This window comes from Tunturiibacter gelidiferens (assembly GCF_051013345.1).
Classification (GTDB): Bacteria; Acidobacteriota; Terriglobia; order Terriglobales; family Acidobacteriaceae; genus Edaphobacter; species Edaphobacter gelidiferens_A.
Map to the genome: position 1 here is coordinate 5,508,211 of NZ_CP132939.1, position 17,656 is coordinate 5,525,866.

Genomic DNA, 17,656 nt, shown 5'->3' on the forward strand with positions numbered 1-17,656 from the left:
TCGGCGTCGACCCGTCCAACAGCGCTTTGGCTTGATGATCGACGACGCCATCGTAAGATAATGGATCGGCAGCAGCTCGTTTCGTATGAGCGAGGATAATCAAATACACGCGGGGGTTCAGTGGCGAACACAGGAAAGCCTCTAAAGAGAGAAGACGAGTAGCTCCAATCGCATTGGTAAACACTAGTCGACCTTTAACTTCGCATATCTTGTTCCACATCTCTCAGTACAGAGTGCTCCTGGGCGCCGTCGAGTTCCGTTGAGCTGTCAGGCAGAGGGTTGATCTCAGTTGTCGGTCACACGCTTACCGTCTGGGTATGCGTCTTGCTAAAGGACGCTGCAACCGGACCATAGGTGATGGTTGAATTCTCCCCAGTCCCGGTAACGTGGAAGCCAACATTCGGGGGCAACTGCGTCGTTGCCTGTAGTGGGCTGGCCGCGGTATAGCGAAGCGTGCCGCTCCCTCCCGCTTGAAAGGTTGTTGTGGAATCGCCCCTGTCCCAACCAGCAGCAATTGGAATGCGAGGATCGGCGCAGACCCAAACGCGATGCCGGAGACAGCAGGCCCGTTGATATTCTGGATCAGCATTTGCGCTTGCCCAATCGTCGTGGCGCCCTGGTAAGCGAAGAAATTGGCTCCCAACACAAAGCCATACGCGTCATAGATCAGAACGGTGCGCAAGCGAAGTCCTGCCGGCAGCGCGTTCGCAGTTAAGGCCGCGAGCCCTCCGCCAGCGCGAACAAAGCTAGGGGAGTAAGGATTGGCATCCGTGCCGGCAATCCAGTTCTGGATTTCCCAGTTGAGGGTTTTGTTGTCCAGGTAAATACAATATTGCTGCCATGCGGAATTGAATCCCTGCGGCGAATAGCCATTGAGTTGCAACGAGCAGCCAAGATCTCCGAAATCGACGCTCCCTACCGTGAGGGCTGTGCTGATATCCAACTCCACGTCGATGCCAAGGATCGGAGGGGCGAGGCCCTCCGCCAACTGGCTCGTCATCACAAAATTTGAATTTCCTGTAAGTCCTTGCGCAGGGGCCAGGACCAGGAAGTCGTTGGCAAAATTGCCGACCAGCCGGTGCATGGGGGTCGTCAATCCCGCAACCGCAGCAGAAGGTACCCAACCCGCGGGCCCTTCCGCGTTATAACCCGCGGGGCCGCCGCGGCAGTCGTGTAGAAATGGTCGTTGGCGCCGGCATTGTAATAACGATTGAGCTGGGTCGTCCCCGCCTGAGCGCCGGTGGGCCAGAGATAACCGCTGATTCCGTCAGCCCGATAGCCGTCAACCGTCGTTGCGTTGTCATGTTCGGTGACATTCAGCGTATACAAATAGCCACCGGTCGCAGGGTTATATGACCGGAAGAACGGCTCGGGTGCGGCCGGCGCTGACCGGTATACGTAGCCGCAGGAGCCTTCAGCGATTCTGCCGGGTGCGATCTGAGGATATCAATAGGTGGCTGTGCAGGGTCTCTACGGGATCAAGCCAGCGACTCCAATCGGCTTTGGGCACGATGACCGGCATACGGGGGTGGATTGACTGCATGAGTTCATTGGGGTCTGTGGTGATGATCGAGAAAGTCTCTAGCGGGACAGACTGTCTCGGATCGTTCCACCTCTCCCACAAGCCAGCAAACGCCATAGGCTCGCGGCTTCGGCAGGGGTCCAGAGAGGTTGAAAGGTTTCTGCGACGGAGATAGGCACGATGGTGGCCGGTCGCTTGCTGGTATCTGACTTCATGAAGGTAGATACCTAAGCAGGGTGCTCGACCCGAATTATTAAGTGAAACTCACCAGAACTTGATGACGAAGTGAACGGCAACCCAGGCCAACGCCGCGATGATCGCAACAGGGGTCAATAGGGCAGCGCAGGCAATCGCGGCTGAAACGCGGCGTTTCCGCAGCGGCTGTTCATCCCAAACTAGCTGCCATGGAAAGTCTCGCTCCACTCTTCCAGTTATGTATCCACATAACGCGTAGCTGTTGAAAAACTCGGCGCCGCAGGCGAAGCGCGGTGCCGATCCTGCACTGTTCTAACGAACGGTGAGATTTCAATGCGGAGTTGATGCGGAGTTGGTTTTTGGTCCCTTGGTCCGGGGGCATCAATGCAAGAAATCGGACCAGACGCTTCAGGTTCTGAGCGGTAGCGGCCATAAGGAACTGCTCGCGGACGTACTTTAGTCTCCGTAGTCGAACACGGCGCAGACAGATACGATTTTTCAGTTCTCCAAAGAGCGCCTCGATCTTTTTCCTACTGCGTTGGTGGCGAAAGAAATCTTGCTCTTGATTTCGCAAACGTGCTCTTTGCCGCACTTCCTCGTCCACATGAATAACGAGTTGTTTGTATCGACCGGAAGTGCATTCTGCTTTTTTCGAGCAGCCACGGCACTGTGCTTCAGTTGATCTGTATATATGGCTTCTGTTCGCTGCCGGTTTGATTCCACGGTACTTCAACTCCTTCCCTCGGGGCATTCGAAGGAGTTGGTTTCAGGCTGATAAGTGAAGTGATCCAGGCCGTAGAGTTTATTTCCCGATGGATAGTGCAGTCGGAGCGGGATATAGGGAGTGATTCTTCTGTTCTCAAGCCACTTGAGAAAATCTGCTTTGCCGTAACCTGCATCAGCGGCTAACGTTTTTGGAGCGAGCCCAAATTTCTCTACGCAATCAGCGAGCATCTTGCGGGCAGAGATGACTTCCTGGCTTGAACTTGCGACTGTCGCTTCAACCCCGACAACTACACAACTTGCGTTATCCATAAGATAGTTGTCGAAATAGCCGAGCTTCGAAGCCCTGTCACCTTTGCTGAAGTATGCGTGGTCGGGGTCCGGAGTTGACACTTTGTCTTGCTGGGGCAGCTCCGCCTCAAGCTGATTCTCGCGTTCCAAGTCATCCAAGTATTGCCGCACGTTTCGATTTACATGCGCTACTTCGCTGAGCTTCTCGCGAGGGACCCGGCTGGAATTATTCGCGTCGGCTTGGATAAAGCTTCCGTCCACGGAAAGGTGTTCTCCTTGGACCAGACCACATACGATGCATCGTTCGACGATCTCCTGGAACAGCTGCTCGAAGAGCTTTGATTCCTGGAATCGTCCGTGACGATTCTTAGAGAAAGTAGAATGGTGCGGCACTTCCTGATCGAATGTAAGCCCCGTAAACCAGCGCCAGGCAAGATGCATGCGAAGCTCTTCAATCAGCTTGCGTTCACTCGTTACACCATACAAATAGCCGATCAGCATGATTCGAAGCAGACGCTCGGGGTCAATCGACGGTCACCCCGTCTCGCTATAGTAAGTCTTCAGCCTCTGTCGAACGAAATCGAAGTTGACGTACCGATCGATGGCGCGCAGCAGATGATTCTCCGGCACGTGATCTTCGATTCGAAAGTAGTAGAAGAGGGACTCAGAACGGCACTGCTGACCCATCATGCGAGCACGCCTCCGAACTAAACCGAGATAAAACCATCATGCTTGGCAATGCCGTGTTCTTCAAGTCAGAAACGCAGAATGCGCTCGGACAGGTGCTGAGTTTTTCAACAGCTACACGCTATGTGGATACATAACTCTGACACCCCTCACAAGGACGGCCAAGACCAGACGCTTACTCCTTCCCTACTACTTCTGCGACATGTTCGATCTTCTGAAGCGGATTCAGTGTGCTCATTGGCCTCTATTTTCCTTATGATGAACGCCGCGCTGCGCTGAAGGCGGTCGCTGGCTAAACTTGAAGAGTCATCGTCACGCAGATACACGAAGCCCTTATCCAACAGGTGCGTCAGATAATCCTCCATGGTTGCCGGACTGCCGTCTGACCAATAGACCTTATGGGGAAGATCCACGCTGCAGTCCTGCTCTGGCTTCCATCTCGCGATAAGTGTTCTTCTTTCTTCTTCCTGAGGCATAGGTTTCAATCCTTTCGAGTATTGAGGCTCAAGGGCCTCATACCGGTAACCTCAGGTGCTCGATCCGATTTGTGGACTCAGAAAGCGAAATTGTCGAAGAAAAATTACTGACCACCTTAGACACCAGAGAAGAACGCGCATAAGTTCAGACGAATCCTCGATCGCCGGACTGGGATTGCGGAATCAGGTGATCGAGTTCGACCGTGCAGGCACGGAATGTGTCGGTGGATTTGGGCTTTCGGGCTCAGACCAGGCAGCCTCAGAGTTTGTTCCCGGCCCTTATCGCCATCGCTGACCCGCCGCCACAGTCTGCTCAGGAACCCTTGCCAAAACCGTCGTGCAACTCAGTCGAACGCTTCACGTAGGGGTCGGCAAGCAGATCGCCAGCCCGGCACCGAACTGAGACGGAGTGGCCTCGGTCACGCTTAGTGGCTTCTCGTCAGTTTACTTCCGCATGGCCCGTTAGGACTAAGCCGCTGGCGCGGCGGATGGATCGTGGTGGTGTGACGAGAGGAGAACGGCGGGGCTAGCGTTGTTGGTTATAGGAAGGAGGATCCTATGACCCCACTCCGTCGACGCATGCTGGACGATCTCCTGCGGCGCAACTATTCCCCTGATACGATCCGCGGCTACATCCGTGCTGTGCAGCAGTTTGCCGAGTACTTTCACCGTTCGCCCGAACAGATGGGTGGCGAAGAACTGCGCCGCTATCAGCTTTACCTGCTTCACGAGAGGAAGTTTGCGCTCGGCACGGTGGAGAACAACATCTCGGCTCTGCGGTTTCTTTACAAGAAGACGCTGAAGCGGCGCGATTTGGCTTTCGACGATCTGCCTTTTCCCAAGCAGCCGCGCACCTTGCCAACCGTGCTCAGCCAGGACGAGGTGACGCGACTGATCGAGGCGGCGGCGAACCGCATGCATCGCATGCTCCTGATGCTGCTCTACGCCACCGGCATGCGCCGCACCGAAGCGTCTCTGCTGAAGGTGAGCGACATCGACAGCCAGCGCATGGTCATCCACATCCACCGGGGCAAGGGCATGCGCGACCGCGATGTGCCGCTGACGCCGAAGATGCTCGAAGCGCTGCGCGACTACTGGCGCTGGAAGAAGCCCCGCGTCTATCTGTTCCCCAGCAAGAGGAGCGCAGCCGGCAGCGATCAGCCTATCTCCGATAAGACGGTGTGGAACGTCTGCCGGGCGGCGGCCACCCGCGCGGGCATTCAGAAGAAGCTTGGCCCCCATACGCTCCGGCATTGCTTCGCCACGCATCTGCTGGAAGGCGGAGCCGACCTGCGTACCATCCAGTTGCTGATGGGGCATGAGCGACTGGAAGACACGACCATCTATCTGCACCTGTCCCAGCGGCATCTGCATGCCGCCATCAACCCGCTTGACCAACTCACGATCCGCAACATGCAGGAGAAGCGACTGGGATGACGCGGCCACCTTTCGAGGTGGCCGATGTGATCCGTACAGCAGGCAGCAGGTTTCGAGAACGTGCGTCGTTGACATGGCCGCAGGCGAAGGTGCTCGACGCCATCGCCCGTTGCCGCACGGCCGCGCTCGGGGGACATCGCGATCAGTGCTCCAACTGCGGCCATCAGGCCATCTCTTACAACTCATGCCGCAACCGGCACTGCCCCAAGTGCCAGACCAACGCTCGCGAACAGTGGCTCGCCAAGCGCCAGCAGGAGCTGCTGCCCGTGGGCTACTATCACCTGGTCTTCAGTGTGCCGCACGCGCTCGTGCCGCTGATGTGGCAGAACCAGCGGCGGCTCTTCGCTCTGCTGTTCGAAGCCAGCGCAGCCACGCTGCTCGAAGTCGCAGCCGATCCGAAGCATCTCGGCGCTCAAGCCGGTTTACTCGCCGTGCTGCATACCTGGGGACAGACCCTGCAGCCTCACCCGCATGTCCACTGTGTCGTGCCCGGCGGCGGTCTGTCGCCGGATCACAGCCACTGGATCTCTTCGCGCCCTCACTTCTTTCTGCCCGTCAAGGTCCTCAGCCACGTCTTCCGCGGCAAGTTCCTTGCTGGACTACGACGCGCTTTTCATCGCGATCAGTTGCGATTCTACGGCGAGTGCTTGCCGCTGACAGAAGAGAAGAACTTCGCCGCTTTTCTGCGTACTCTGTTCCAGCAGGACTGGGTCGTCTATGCCAAGCCGCCCTTCGGCGGGCCGGAGCACGTCCTTCACTACCTGGCCCGCTATACCCACCGCGTCGCCATCTCCAACCACCGCCTGCTCTCGGTCTCAGATGCCGCGATCAGCTTCCGCTGGAAGGACTACGCGCATGGCAGCAAGCATCGCACCTTGACGCTCTCGCCGGAGGAGTTCCTGCGCCGCTTCCTCCAGCATGTGCTGCCCAGAGGCTTCCCCCGCATCCGCTACTTCGGCTGGCTGACCAACCGCTCCCGTGGAAGTCTGCTTCCGCTCTGCCGCTACCTGCTCCACCAGCCGCCGCCGGCAACAGATGCGCCCTCCTCCACCCAGCCAGCCACATGGCCGTGCCCTCGCTGCCAAGGCCCCATGTATCTTATCGAGCGACTTACTGCCGCTCAGATCTTCTTCGCCGAAACTCGACCTGTAGGTGCCTATGACACGTCCTGACCTCATGTTTAACCGGACCCTTGCACCTGCCTCTGGCGATGCTCCCTGGACGTGTGTTCCACGCCTCGGACAAGGCCGTCTTGCCAGGTCGGATGCCCACTCTCCATGCCCCCGGCTCGCTATCTGCATCGCTTCTCATCAGCCACTCCAATCAGCAGCGCGATTGAAAACCCATAGCCCCAAACATCCTGCCCCGACCCCACCACCGGCTTCCTCCTCACGGCTCTATCCGAACCGCTCCCCGAAGAGGCCGTCTCGCCTTGGATCATGTGCAGGTGGAGTGGTTCCGATAGAGTCCTACCGTTATTCGGGACTTAGGCGACTCGCTTGCGATAAGCCAACTTCATAGCACGGATAGGGGGAATCGTCATTTCCGCGGGCGACGGTAGAACGTGGCTTCCATTTGCCCCAAAAGTTGGACCGAATGCCTAGGTCGGGACATCCCAGGATCCGAAGCTTCCTACTACTGAAAGCAGTCGGGATGTGATACGAAGTATGCCTTCGATAAGGTCAAAGGCCCCAAGACAAACTTGAGGCAACGATGATCGGACAGATGACCGCGCCTTCGGCGCCAAGCGAATGGAATAAACGCGCTTCAATTCAGTTTCATATTCAGACGGAAGCCTTCCGATAGCGTCAAGTTTCGAAAGCTGTCTGAGGGTGCGGGCTCAATAAAGTTCGACCAAAGGAGAAGTGAAATGGCACAATCTGAAACTCAGATCAAGAAATCCGCGAATCGGCGCGCTTTCTTGAAGACCGGAATCACGGCGGTAGGCGCAGCGACTATAGGCACAGGCTTGTTGGGCGGTGGAGTATCCGCCTTTGGCCAAGAGCATGAGGGAGACGGCGATCTCACACAAGGCGACATCGCGATTCTCAGGTTCCTGAATGCTCTTGAGCAGATCGAAGCCGATCTGTGGATTCAATACTCCGAACTTGGAGGAACCCAGGACAAGGAAGTCTCCGGGGTCAATGGGGGAAACCCGCTCTACACGGCCGCCCTCTCCATTCTCGACGGCGACATGGCCCAGTACATTCACGACAATACCGACGATGAAATCAGTCACGCCGCCTTCCTGAAAGCCTACCTGGAATCGAAGGGCGCGGAGGCAGTTGACCTAAGCCCCTTTGCCACGATCCCAGGCAGCACGGCAACAGGGTCCACCGGGAAACACCGGCTCACAAACCTCATGCAACTGACGGTGGACACCAGTTTCTGGTCAGTCTACCGCAGCATTACCAACCCCGATTTCGACCCAGGTGCTCCGTTCGCTCAAGCAGTCCCCAGTCTGAATGTGGGTCAACATACCGCTATCCCAAGAACCGATGCCGACACTGCCGGCAGTTCCTTTAGCGACAACCTCCCGGCAAGCATCACCAACCACCTCCAGGCGATCGCCTTCACGGCAGGGTTCCACTTCGCGTTTATTGAGCAAGGCGGTACCAGCCTCTATCCAACACTGGCCCAAAAGGTAACGAATCTTGAAGTCTTACGGGTCTTGCTCAGCATTGGCCCCAGCGAAACCATGCACTTTCAAACCTGGCAGGACAAGGCAGGCAACGCGCTTCCTTTGACCGACGTGGACAATGGACCCGGTGGAACGGGCGCAACGGTCACCTTTACAACTCTTGCTAACGCCCAGGGAGAGACCAATCCGGAGTCCCTGAAAGGCGACACCCTGCAGGCCAACCTGATCATGCCCGAGCCAACCCACTTCCTCAACAAGAAGTTTCCGCCGGTTGCGATCATTCGTCCCACCTCTACCAAAAATGGTGGAGCAGTGGCCTCTCTCCAGAGCTTTGTGGATGACGGGCTGTTCATCGGCCAGAAGAATCCAGAGTTCCTGCGAGTGATGTTCCGTCTGGCAGAGGAGGCGGACGAAGCGCGGCGCCGATCCTAAGCGGACTACCTTCTCTCACCCCGGCCGGGGGCGAGAGAAGGGTCTTATTACAAAACGATGTCATCCCGAGAATCCGAACTCGTTGCCTTATATCAAGGAGAAAACGTCCTGAAGCGCTTTGCCAATCGAAGCCTCGACAAGTAGACGGTTTCCCTGGATCTGCAGCGGTACTGCCGCACCTGAGTCCGAGTAGTGGAATCTTGCGCCGAGCGAGTCGAGGCTCTTCACCCTGCTCTCCTCAAACAGTCCAAAGATCAAGCACCCCTCAACGCCGTACGGAATTGTCTTCTGCAACTCACGCCCCTCCATGAGACAAAAGAGTCGGTCATAGTGGACGGCTTGTTGAGATCGACAGAGGCGCTGCGTGCTCGAAAACAGGCGATATTCGTGGAGATGGAACAATCCGTATTCGATGCTCTTTGTGAATTGCGGCCGCAGGCGAAGCGTAGGGCGGCGCATCGGATGGTGGCGATGGTAGCCATCGGTGCGATGCGTGTCGCCATGGAAGCCTGGAGGCCCTTCAATGCTGCCAAAAGGCACGCACCTGACTGGCTCAATACTTCAGGCAAAACCTGGGCGCTGGTTTGCCCGAAATGGCAAATTACGTTTCACCTTTCGCAGCATCGAGTTGCCAGCAGGGTCAGAGCAAGAGGCAATGGAGCATACCGTACACGGTCTAATGACCGCCGCCGAGGCCGCTCCGGGACAGAGCGTTTCCGTTGACTCGGAGGGTGGTGCAAAAGCTGGCTCTGACAACAACAAGTATCCAGCTCCGCTGGTTCTGGGCGTGCTGGCTGCGTCCTCAATGGACCGAGATGAAGCCAGCGACGTATTCAAGAATGGTGTGATCAGCAACGGCTTTGAGTTTGTCGCTCGCGTTGTTACTTAGCGTGACAAATGAAACTGAGGAATATGAATGGGATGGAGACATAGTGCATCAGCGGTCTTAGCATCGTTGGTGGAATTCGTAGAGGCTTTGACAATGGTGCTTGCCGTGGTTGTGACCAGGGGATGGCGTTCGGCCGTAGCAGGAGCACCCCTAGGGAACCTCTGCGTAGGCGTCTGACTTTCTGGGGTCAGGGAGTGGGCATGGAAGATGCGCGGGTTTTGGTTGGTTTGATGCTGTTGGAGGGCTAATTGGAACGCGCATCCGCCCGTTTTCCGGGGCTTCCAGGCGCACTACTGCCCAAGGACTGCCAGACGTTTGCGGTGCAGGTACAGGTTCACCAGCGCGAAGTTCGCGCACAGGCGGTGATGGTTCTTCGCGATGCCTCTGTATCTCACTTTGTCGAAGCCGAAGATGCGCTTCAGGATCCGGAACGGATGTTCTACCTTGGCCCGCACCCTCGACTTACTCCGGTTCTTCTTTTTCTGTAACTCGTCGACATAGTTTTTGAACTTCGTCCGCTTGCAGGTCATGTCCTGTGCCTTCGGAGCGGCCTCTTGGATGGCGTCGGTCTGGCCCTGATAGCCGCCGTCGCCCCACACCTTACGCTCTTGGCCGTGCAGCAGTTCCGGTAACATGTGGCAGTCCGCCACGCTGGCTGCGCTCGTCGCCACAGAGTGGACGATGCCCTCCCTCGCGTCCACGCCGATATGCGCCTTCAGGCCGAAGTACCACTGGTTGCCCTTCCTGGTCTGGTGCATCGCCGGGTCGCGCTCGCCACTCGCGTTCTGGGTCGACGAAGGCGCATGCAGGATGGTCGCATCGACAATCGTGCCCGTCGCGATCCGGATGCCCCTGGCATCCAGATGCACGTTCACCGCATCCAGCATCAACCCGCCCAGCTCGTGCCTCTCCAGCAGATGACGGAACCGCAGGATGGTCGTCTCATCCGGCGCAGGCGCAATCCCAAGGTCCACGCCAACGAACCGCCGCAGCGCCGCAGACTCGTACAACGCCTCTTCCACCCCAGGGTCCGACAGATTGAACCACTGCTGCACAAAGTAAGTCCGCAGCATGATCGCCAACCCTACCGGCTGCCCTCCCTTGCCCGCCTTCGCATAGTGCGGTCGTACCAGGGCTTCCAGCGCAGACCATGGAACCACCTGCTCCATCTCGTCCAGAAACAACTCCCGCCGACTCTTCCGCCCGTACTTCTCAAACACACCCTGACTCGACAGACTCTGCTGCTTCATCGCAATCTCCTCGCAGCTATCAGATTAATCAATCAGGCAAGCGATGCAGAACTTGTGCAGACTCTCCTTAGATAATTTCGGTGTTCATGCATATGATGAGCCTCGAATCGAGTTTGGAATTCGTTGATATCAACTGAACCTCTGAGCGCAAGACTATCTCCCGAACTGTCGATGTTCGCGTCACATTCTATTCCTGCGCATTAGTAAAGCAATCAATCGCAAAGGAGCACGGAATAATCGGTCTAAATTCTGGTTAGGGAGTAAAGCAGAAAATTCCTGTACCTCCCTCGGGAATCCCACAAGTAACCGCAGCCGTGCAAACTCTCTCTTGCTCATGGTGGAATCTCGGAGGATAGACATGGTTAGTTTCAATGTTCTCGTAGGCGTCCCATCGTTTCGCTCTGCGTCGAAGCTAGGTCAGATGATCGCGCTTCTATTTGCGGGATTAGGTGCGACCATTGCTCTGCAAGCCCAAAGCGTTAATCCGGTATCTTTTTCCCGTCGTCCGGTAGTGGTTCAGAGCAGGTATTTGTGGCGACATACTCCGATCCCGGAGGCGTAACGGAGGTGCAGTCGCTTTCTCTTTTCATTATGAACGGCATTGCTCCTGGAAGTAGGAGCGGATGGTCGGCAGATCAATGCATTCTGACCTATACGGTTAGCTCAGGCGTCATCCAACTGACCCAAGACTCGGGAGGTGAATTCCTCTCCACCACTGCCACAGCTGAAACTGCTCAAACTGTCAGCAACTCTCAGTGCTCGGTGCTCGCTAGTCTATCTTCCGCAACTATCGCAGGCGACAGTGTGACGGTTAGACTTTTCGTAGCATTCTCAGCTGAATTCAGCGGGGATAAGCAACTCTACTTGTCTGCTGACAGTAAGGAAGGGACACACGACACAGATCCACCGACAGAAGTCGGAACTTATAATGTTACCGCCAGTGTGTCGTCGGTATTTGTTTCGCCTTCCTCCGGTAGTGGCTCAGAGCAGACATTTACGGCGATATATTCAGACGTAACCTCTCAAATTCAATCCGTTTTCTTGAATTTGAAGAGCTCTGGAAATAACACCCTCGCAGCCAACGCATGTAAGTTGCGTTATGATTCCAGCTCGAACGATATATATCTTGTGAACGACGCTGGCACCAACTATGGCTCGCCAATAACATCCGGATCAACTGCCGTCCTTAGTAACAGTCAATGCAAGTTGTTTGGTATAGGCACTTTTGCGACAACTTTCGGTAACAACGTCATAGCGTATTTCAGGGTTTCCTTCTTCCCTCTATTTGTTGGCAAGAAGGAAATTACGTTGGGAGGGGTGGACCAGATTGGCGTCTCTACCTTCAGCAATCTGTCGCGTGGGACCTACACAGTCACCGCATCGCCCCTTGCCGCTTCTCAAGCCTTCACGCTTACCAGCACGCCAGTCAGCATTGCGGCGCTGGAGCATCTGCAAATTCGACCATCACCTTGTCTTCAAACGGAGAATTTAATGGAAGCGTCGCATTGACATGTGCTGTCATCAGTCCGGGAGGATCAGCTTACCAACCTACCTGCCAGATTGTCGCACCTAGTACCGTATGGTTGGGGACGGCGGCGACAGCAACACTCGTTATCAACACCACTGCCGCATCGGCTTCCACGTCTCGGAGTCCCTTGAAGCAATTCTCTGTCTTCTACAGCAGCATCACCGTAGCTTTTCTAGTCTCTTTTCGAACGCGTATCCGATGGAAATGGCAGACACTACTTCCCCTGCTGGTATTCGCTATCATTTCCGGATCTGCCTTCGGGTGTGGCAGTATGGACAATCCAGTCATTGAACCCACCGGCTCCGGCACAACAAATTCAGGTACGACCGCCGGGAACTATATCGTTGCGGTAACGGGCACAAGCGGTTCAATCACGGCAACGACAGCGGTGAGTGTCACTGTGAAATGAGCGCCTGGGTGAGCCCGGAATCGCCACGCATGCTCGCAGGGATTCGATCTACACCCCGGAGCGCATACCTCGAATGCTTCGCCACCATTTCACGAATATCATCGTTGTGCACCTAGACAATCTCATCGATCAAAATTCGATACGGATCGCTTGTTTCCAGAGCGGTTCGATAATCCACATGTGAGAGCCCATATGAATTCTTCGCTTGGCTTTCACCCCGCTAGTATCTGCCAGGACAGAAATCAACGTTGCAGTGGCTGCTTTTTCCTGCCTTAGCGCAACCAGCTTTGTGCAATCCATCCAGACCGCGACAGACGCCCCATCTTGAATCACAAGGTCGACATTTCGTGCATCGGGGTGGGCACGGACCATGCAAGCCGCATGTTCAACCATTTTGTTCAGGGATGCCCAACAGGGATGCAGTGTCTGGCCTGTTTTCGCAAGCAGTAGAAGAGAATCCAGCATACCCGTCATGTCCTGGATCACTGCGTGTACGTCCTGCAGAAGTTTTTCGCGCTCCAACTGAGTCGTCCTGGGTTCGCTCATGAATTCGACATTGGAATAAATAGCAGACAAATGATTGCGGAGGTCATGTGAAACGGATTGAGCCATTGTCTCCGGGATCGCCAATGGCCTGGATTCTTTACAGCCATTAAATATCTGAGGCGCCGGGTTCATCGCACCCTCAGATAGAGCTTCCGAGACTAACAGCCCCGGAATGGGGGTTTTGACCGCATAGTATTGACTTCCCTGAGTCTGGCTCGAAGGATCGCCCTTTCAGAGAGGCAGCTTGTGGTGGCGGAGTTCCACTGATGCTTAGCTTTCATGAATAGATTCTCCTGGTGTGCAAACTTCGGGGAGAAAAATTTATTCCCACGGCACGGAATAAATTCGTTCCATGCTCGTTTTCCTTTAAAGAGAAGGGAAAGCGGCGATCTCCTCATAGATGGCCGATATGCGCCAAGTGCGACGTGAACGAGAGACCTGAAGATGGTCTGCAATTCCTCTGTATTACGCATCACCGAAGAGAACTCACACTAATCGTCGCCAAACTGGTTCGATTACCCCTTGCAGGGAGGGCACATTTATGACACACGAAGATCTTCAGGCAAATCAGGAGTATATGTGGCGAGCGCTTTTCGGAGAGCAACGAACTACCCTCGCGCTCGCAGTCGAGATGCTGTTACGTTGTCATCTATCTCCACAACAGATCCTGACCAAAACAGTGAGAGCTCTGGAAGGCTCGCAGCACGATTCGTGAAATTCTTTTTGGGCAATTACTCAGACTTCCATGACAGTTAAGTTGCCGGATCATCAGTAACACTCACGGACGGCGCTACCCTACCCACCGTGAACGGAATGCGGCTTCGTCCGACGCCGGAAAAGATGCTCGCCATTCGGTATCGCCTGAACTAGTAGTAGCTCAGCGCACACCTCCCGCAACCGACTAAGCTTTTTCTTAGCCGCCTGTCTCTGAATTGCTATGCGCAAAAGTTTATAAACTCCCTCTCCAGCAAAGGCAAGGGCTGCCTCTTGGCAGCCCTTCGTTAGCGCGAGATCTCATCTACTGCACTGTAAAGGTGACCATGACGCTTTGCGTAATCGACCCTGAAACTGCATTGACCATAACCTGTATCGTGGCGGGTGCGGCGGGCGTTGTACTAGATGCCTGCTGCGGAGATGTGGACGAAGAGCAACCGGTGATTGCTGCCGTAGTCACCACCAGTAGAAGAGCAAAGAGCGATCCGCCTGCGAGGATCGATCTGCGCTTCAGACCGACGAAGGCAAGTAACCCGGCTGGGCCGATGAATGCCAGGGTGAGGCCGGCCCGTGACTGGAACAGATGGACAGAATGATTGGAAGACCTGTTATAGCCCCCACCAGTCGTTGGTGGAGCCGCTGTGGCTGCTGGAGCGATGGCTACCGTAACCGAGGTTGTGCCAGAGCCCGAAAGCGTCACCGACGGCTGACTGAAGGTACAGGTCACCGAAGTGGGCGTGCAGGAAAACGTCACAGGGCCTGTGAACCCGTTCGTGGCGGCGAGTGACAGAGTCACACTCCCAGCCGACTGTCCTGCGGCCACGTTGACCGTGTTGGCAGACGCCTGGAAGGTGAAGTTACCCGCTCCCGTTGCAGGCGGAGCGACCGCGATCGAGCCGAAGAGACCGCCCTTCTCTCCGTTGATACCGGCGGCGAAGTACAGGGTGTTGGGATCGCCCAACGTAGTGGTCTGCCCGCTGTTCTGTCCGAAGAATATCTCCCACAGGCCGACGTTCGCAATCGGCGTGCCCGCTCCCGTGTTTAACGATCCGATTAGCGCAAACGTCTTGGGGTCAAACGCGTTGATCACGCCGTCTCCGAAGTTGCCGATCAGAAGGTCGCCAGCGAAACTGCCAAAGCCCGCAGGAGCGAGTGCCATCCCCCACGGTGCATTCAACACGCTCTGACTGGCAACTCGCGCGATAAAGGTGCCATTGTTGTCGAACTCATTGACATAGCCGAGACCTGCACCCACACTCTCGCCTGTGGTTGCGTTGACCTGGGCATAGGTCACATAGACGTTTCCGCCAATGCTGTGGATGCCAAAGGGCGAATAGCCCGCAGGCAATGTCGGATCGGCGAAGCTACCCGTAAGAGCGTGCGCAGCAAAGGTGCTGTCGAAGACGTCCACGGTGCCTTGCTTGAAGTTAGCCGCAAGAAGGAACGTTCCAGTTGCGTTGGTGTCGAGCGCGATGTCGGTGTAAGAGGCCTTGGCGGAGTTATTGACCACCGTCACCGCTTGCGTCCCGCTGCTCACATTCCAGGCGGCGATCGTGCCGTCGAGGGTGCCGAAGAGAAACAAGGCCGATGTGCTGCCCGGAATATCGAAGATAGCGTTGTTGCTGTTGTATACCGTGCCGCTCGGACTGCCTTGCGCCGGCGCGGGAGCGGCTGCCGGTATCGTGACCGACGGCAGCGACGGTGCCGCAATGGTGCCAGCGGCGGTGTCGACCGCCACCGAGCCGCTGCCGGCCTTATTGATCCAGATAGCCGGACCGACTGAAACGCCCCAGGGATTGATCAGCGTGGGATCGGTAACGAGTGCTTTTACCGTCGCACCGTCCGAGATGATGTTTGTCTGCACATACGTGCTGCTAGTTTGCGCTAAGGCCCCGATCGAGAAAATGCCAGACAGGGCAAGGACCGCAACAGGGCGGAACCAGTTCTTATTCGCTATGAGGTCGAAGGAAGATAAAGCTCTCCCGAACGAGGCGGAAATATCAGAGAAGTACGACATAGAGTTACTGTTCAACATAGTGATTTCCTCTGCAGTACAAAACTGAGCAAGGTCACCGTTATTCCCAATTCGCCCTCAAATTATGGAATAGGCTGTGAGCAATTCGGTTTACGGTAGGAATGCTCGATGCCCAAAGGCCACGGATCGCTCTATCGTGAAGAGACCGGTATGTCTAGAGAAGAGTCGACCATCTGGTTGTAAATAGTGGGCGTCGGTTTACACCTTGCTTAGCAGGGCTCGAGCGAGACCCTGCTTCTCAAGGCTTTGGTCATCGTGTGAAAACTCTTTTGATCGACCAGCAAAAATGATGATGCCAACAAACTCCGCCTCTTCCTACGCCTCTTCGCCGCATCCCGTTCCCCGTTGAGCAATTACCCAGGACTGTCCAGTCAGAACCGCTCTATTTCTTCCTCTTCGGAAATTTTCTGCTCCGCGATGGGAATAATCTTTGCGCAACCCAGTTTTGATACGTAAAGGACTTCTGACTTCGGGCCCAGTTGCCGGTCGTTTTGTTATGGCTTTGAGGATTTGAGGTCAACGGATCAGCCAGCTCACGTCCCGCACTGGCGTAGGCGACTGGTGTCTTTTGGAGGAATGCTCATGTTCATACCCCATTGGAGAAAGGTTCTCCTGTGTTCTTGCCTTTTCGCGATATTGATCGCGTTGGGTACGGGACTCGTTAGAGTCGCAGCGAAGTCAGCAACTGAAGCGCCGGCCGGGTTCAACACTCCCAGCTTCAACGGTGCACAAAGTGTCAGCAATGGAATCGTCGAGCCAACTGGAGACACGTTTGCTCGGGATCAGCAGGTCTATGAGCAAAACGAGACGGTCGCGAATGGACTTGGACCTGTGTACAACGCAACTAGCTGCGTCAGTTGCCATCAGAATCCGAATAGTGGGGCAGCCAGCCAGATCACGGAACTCCGGGTTGGGCACAACGACGAAAATGGAAATTTCGTCAACCCGACCATCTTCATCAACGACGGAAAAAACACGATTACCGGCAGGTCCATTGTCAACGATCGCGCTATCGGTCCGGAAGCCCAGGAGACCATACCTGCAACAGAAAACATCCGCACATTGAGGGCTGCCCTCAACACCCTGGGGGATGGCTTTGTGGAAGCCATCGACGACAAGACGCTGATCGCTATCGCAGAGGAAGAACCCGCACTGAGCGAAGGCAGAGTTCATGGGGAAGTGGTGCAGGCTCCAATCTTCGAAGCCCCTGGACAGACTCGCGTCGGACGCTTCGGCTGGAAGGACCAGCACAGTAGCTTGCTCTCCTTCATTGGGGATGCCTATCTCAACGAGATGGGAATCACGAACCGGCTGCGCCCCACGAACGTTACCACCGTCCTCAACACTACGACGGGCGTGGAAGATCAACCAGATCAGCTTGGCTTGGCTGACATCGACCACTTTGCTCAGTTCATACGCGGCACTATGGTTCCACCTCGAGATACGGTGCTTGCCGCGACCCCCGCAGCCTTGAAAGGCGGAGCTCTCTTCACCCAGCTCGGTTGCAGTGTCTGCCATGTGCAATCCATCACCACGGCCCCTCCTGGGACAGTTATCGATGGTGGCATGTTTACTGTTCCAGAGGCTCTCGGAGATAAAATCATCCATCCTTTTAGTGACTTTTTGTTGCATGACATCGGAACTGGAGACGGTATTGTCCAGGTCGGTCCGCAAGACACGGCCAACAAATTAAGGACTGCGCCACTTTGGGGCTTGCGCGAAAAGGCCCGCTTCATGCATGACCTGAGATCGTTATCTCTCGAAAATGCTATCTCGCGTCATGATGACGAAGCACGCGAGCCCGCCAGACACTTTAGAGAATTGAGCCCCGAGGAGAGAGAGGCGTTAATTACCTTCCTGAAAACGCTGTGACTGTCGCGC

The 17,656-nt window shown here is 55.7% G+C and carries 16 protein-coding genes; 6 read left to right on the plus strand and 10 right to left on the minus strand.

Going from position 1 to position 17,656, the window contains the following annotated elements; all coding sequences use genetic code 11:
* Positions 1-304: 304 nt before the first annotated feature.
* The 6 genes from RBB80_RS27710 to RBB80_RS27735 form a co-directional block, all read right to left on the minus strand.
* Positions 305-1,096, minus strand: a complete 792-nt coding sequence (locus tag RBB80_RS27710) for a hypothetical protein (protein WP_433965438.1) — start codon at positions 1,094-1,096, stop codon at positions 305-307.
* Positions 1,093-1,437 (minus strand): hypothetical protein, encoded by a 345-nt coding sequence (locus RBB80_RS27715; RefSeq protein ID WP_433969916.1) that lies wholly within the window; start codon positions 1,435-1,437, stop codon positions 1,093-1,095. Before RBB80_RS27715 ends, RBB80_RS27710 begins: the two co-directional genes overlap by 4 nt.
* Positions 1,415-1,747, minus strand: coding sequence for an SOS response-associated peptidase family protein (locus tag RBB80_RS27720; RefSeq protein WP_433969917.1), 333 nt, complete (start codon positions 1,745-1,747; stop codon positions 1,415-1,417). Before RBB80_RS27720 ends, RBB80_RS27715 begins: the two co-directional genes overlap by 23 nt.
* Before the next feature lie 160 nt (positions 1,748-1,907).
* Positions 1,908-2,468, minus strand: coding sequence for a transposase (locus RBB80_RS27725; protein ID WP_433965439.1), 561 nt, complete (start codon positions 2,466-2,468; stop codon positions 1,908-1,910).
* Entirely contained in the window at positions 2,447-3,259 is an 813-nt protein-coding gene (locus RBB80_RS27730; protein ID WP_433969919.1) for a transposase, read from the minus strand. The genes RBB80_RS27725 and RBB80_RS27730 overlap by 22 nt, the downstream gene beginning before the upstream one ends.
* A gap of 6 nt (positions 3,260-3,265) precedes the next feature.
* On the minus strand, positions 3,266-3,421 hold the full coding sequence (locus RBB80_RS27735) for a hypothetical protein (RefSeq protein ID WP_433965440.1): 156 nt from the start codon (positions 3,419-3,421) through the stop codon (positions 3,266-3,268).
* A gap of 1,052 nt (positions 3,422-4,473) precedes the next feature.
* Between RBB80_RS27735 and RBB80_RS27740 the strand changes: the two genes are divergently transcribed.
* From RBB80_RS27740 to RBB80_RS27750, 3 genes are all read left to right on the plus strand, one after another.
* Positions 4,474-5,331, plus strand: a complete 858-nt coding sequence (locus RBB80_RS27740) for a tyrosine-type recombinase/integrase (protein ID WP_433965123.1) — start codon at positions 4,474-4,476, stop codon at positions 5,329-5,331.
* Positions 5,328-6,503: an IS91 family transposase gene (locus RBB80_RS27745; RefSeq protein WP_433965122.1), complete on the plus strand. Its 1,176-nt coding sequence runs from the start codon at positions 5,328-5,330 to the stop codon at positions 6,501-6,503. The genes RBB80_RS27740 and RBB80_RS27745 overlap by 4 nt, the downstream gene beginning before the upstream one ends.
* Before the next feature lie 698 nt (positions 6,504-7,201).
* Positions 7,202-8,404, plus strand: coding sequence for a ferritin-like domain-containing protein (locus RBB80_RS27750; RefSeq protein WP_433965441.1), 1,203 nt, complete (start codon positions 7,202-7,204; stop codon positions 8,402-8,404).
* A gap of 87 nt (positions 8,405-8,491) precedes the next feature.
* Here RBB80_RS27750 and RBB80_RS27755 read toward each other — a convergent pair whose 3' ends face one another.
* Complete coding sequence (locus RBB80_RS27755; protein WP_433965442.1) at positions 8,492-8,944, minus strand: hypothetical protein; 453 nt, start codon at positions 8,942-8,944, stop codon at positions 8,492-8,494.
* Between the two features lie 115 nt (positions 8,945-9,059).
* Between RBB80_RS27755 and RBB80_RS27760 the strand changes: the two genes are divergently transcribed.
* The gene (locus RBB80_RS27760; protein WP_433965443.1) at positions 9,060-9,293 is read left to right on the plus strand and encodes a hypothetical protein; all 234 of its coding nucleotides are present in this window, start codon (positions 9,060-9,062) and stop codon (positions 9,291-9,293) included.
* A gap of 290 nt (positions 9,294-9,583) precedes the next feature.
* Here the strand turns inward: RBB80_RS27760 and RBB80_RS27765 are convergent, their stop codons facing one another.
* Positions 9,584-10,543 carry an IS5 family transposase gene (locus tag RBB80_RS27765; protein ID WP_433963888.1) on the minus strand — a complete coding sequence of 320 codons (960 nt, stop codon included), beginning with the start codon at positions 10,541-10,543 and terminating at the stop codon, positions 9,584-9,586.
* 531 nt (positions 10,544-11,074) lie between these two features.
* Here RBB80_RS27765 and RBB80_RS27770 point away from each other — a divergent pair.
* Positions 11,075-12,052: a hypothetical protein gene (locus tag RBB80_RS27770; protein WP_433965444.1), complete on the plus strand. Its 978-nt coding sequence runs from the start codon at positions 11,075-11,077 to the stop codon at positions 12,050-12,052.
* A gap of 557 nt (positions 12,053-12,609) precedes the next feature.
* Here RBB80_RS27770 and RBB80_RS27775 read toward each other — a convergent pair.
* Positions 12,610-13,110, minus strand: coding sequence for a histidine kinase dimerization/phospho-acceptor domain-containing protein (locus tag RBB80_RS27775; protein WP_433965445.1), 501 nt, complete (start codon positions 13,108-13,110; stop codon positions 12,610-12,612).
* A 934-nt stretch (positions 13,111-14,044) separates the two neighbouring features.
* Entirely contained in the window at positions 14,045-15,604 is a 1,560-nt protein-coding gene (locus RBB80_RS27780) for a TIGR03118 family protein (RefSeq protein ID WP_433965446.1), read from the minus strand.
* A gap of 816 nt (positions 15,605-16,420) precedes the next feature.
* On the opposite strand from RBB80_RS27780, the gene RBB80_RS27785 reads away from it, so the two are divergent.
* Positions 16,421-17,647, plus strand: a complete 1,227-nt coding sequence (locus RBB80_RS27785; protein WP_433965447.1) for a di-heme oxidoredictase family protein — start codon at positions 16,421-16,423, stop codon at positions 17,645-17,647.
* The last annotated feature ends 9 nt before the right edge of the window (positions 17,648-17,656 follow it).

Excerpts from the sequence above, each read along its gene's own strand:
- RBB80_RS27725 (WP_433965439.1), bottom strand. The coding sequence starts at position 2,468 with ATGCCCCGAGGGAAGGAGTTGAAGTACCGTGGAATCAAACCGGCAGCG.
- RBB80_RS27735 (WP_433965440.1), bottom strand. The coding sequence starts at position 3,421 with ATGATGGGTCAGCAGTGCCGTTCTGAGTCCCTCTTCTACTACTTTCGA.
- RBB80_RS27740 (WP_433965123.1), top strand. The coding sequence starts at position 4,474 with ATGCTGGACGATCTCCTGCGGCGCAACTATTCCCCTGATACGATCCGC.
- RBB80_RS27745 (WP_433965122.1), top strand. The coding sequence starts at position 5,328 with ATGACGCGGCCACCTTTCGAGGTGGCCGATGTGATCCGTACAGCAGGC.
- RBB80_RS27750 (WP_433965441.1), top strand. The coding sequence starts at position 7,202 with ATGGCACAATCTGAAACTCAGATCAAGAAATCCGCGAATCGGCGCGCT.
- RBB80_RS27760 (WP_433965443.1), top strand. The coding sequence starts at position 9,060 with ATGGAGCATACCGTACACGGTCTAATGACCGCCGCCGAGGCCGCTCCG.
- RBB80_RS27765 (WP_433963888.1), bottom strand. The coding sequence starts at position 10,543 with ATGAAGCAGCAGAGTCTGTCGAGTCAGGGTGTGTTTGAGAAGTACGGG.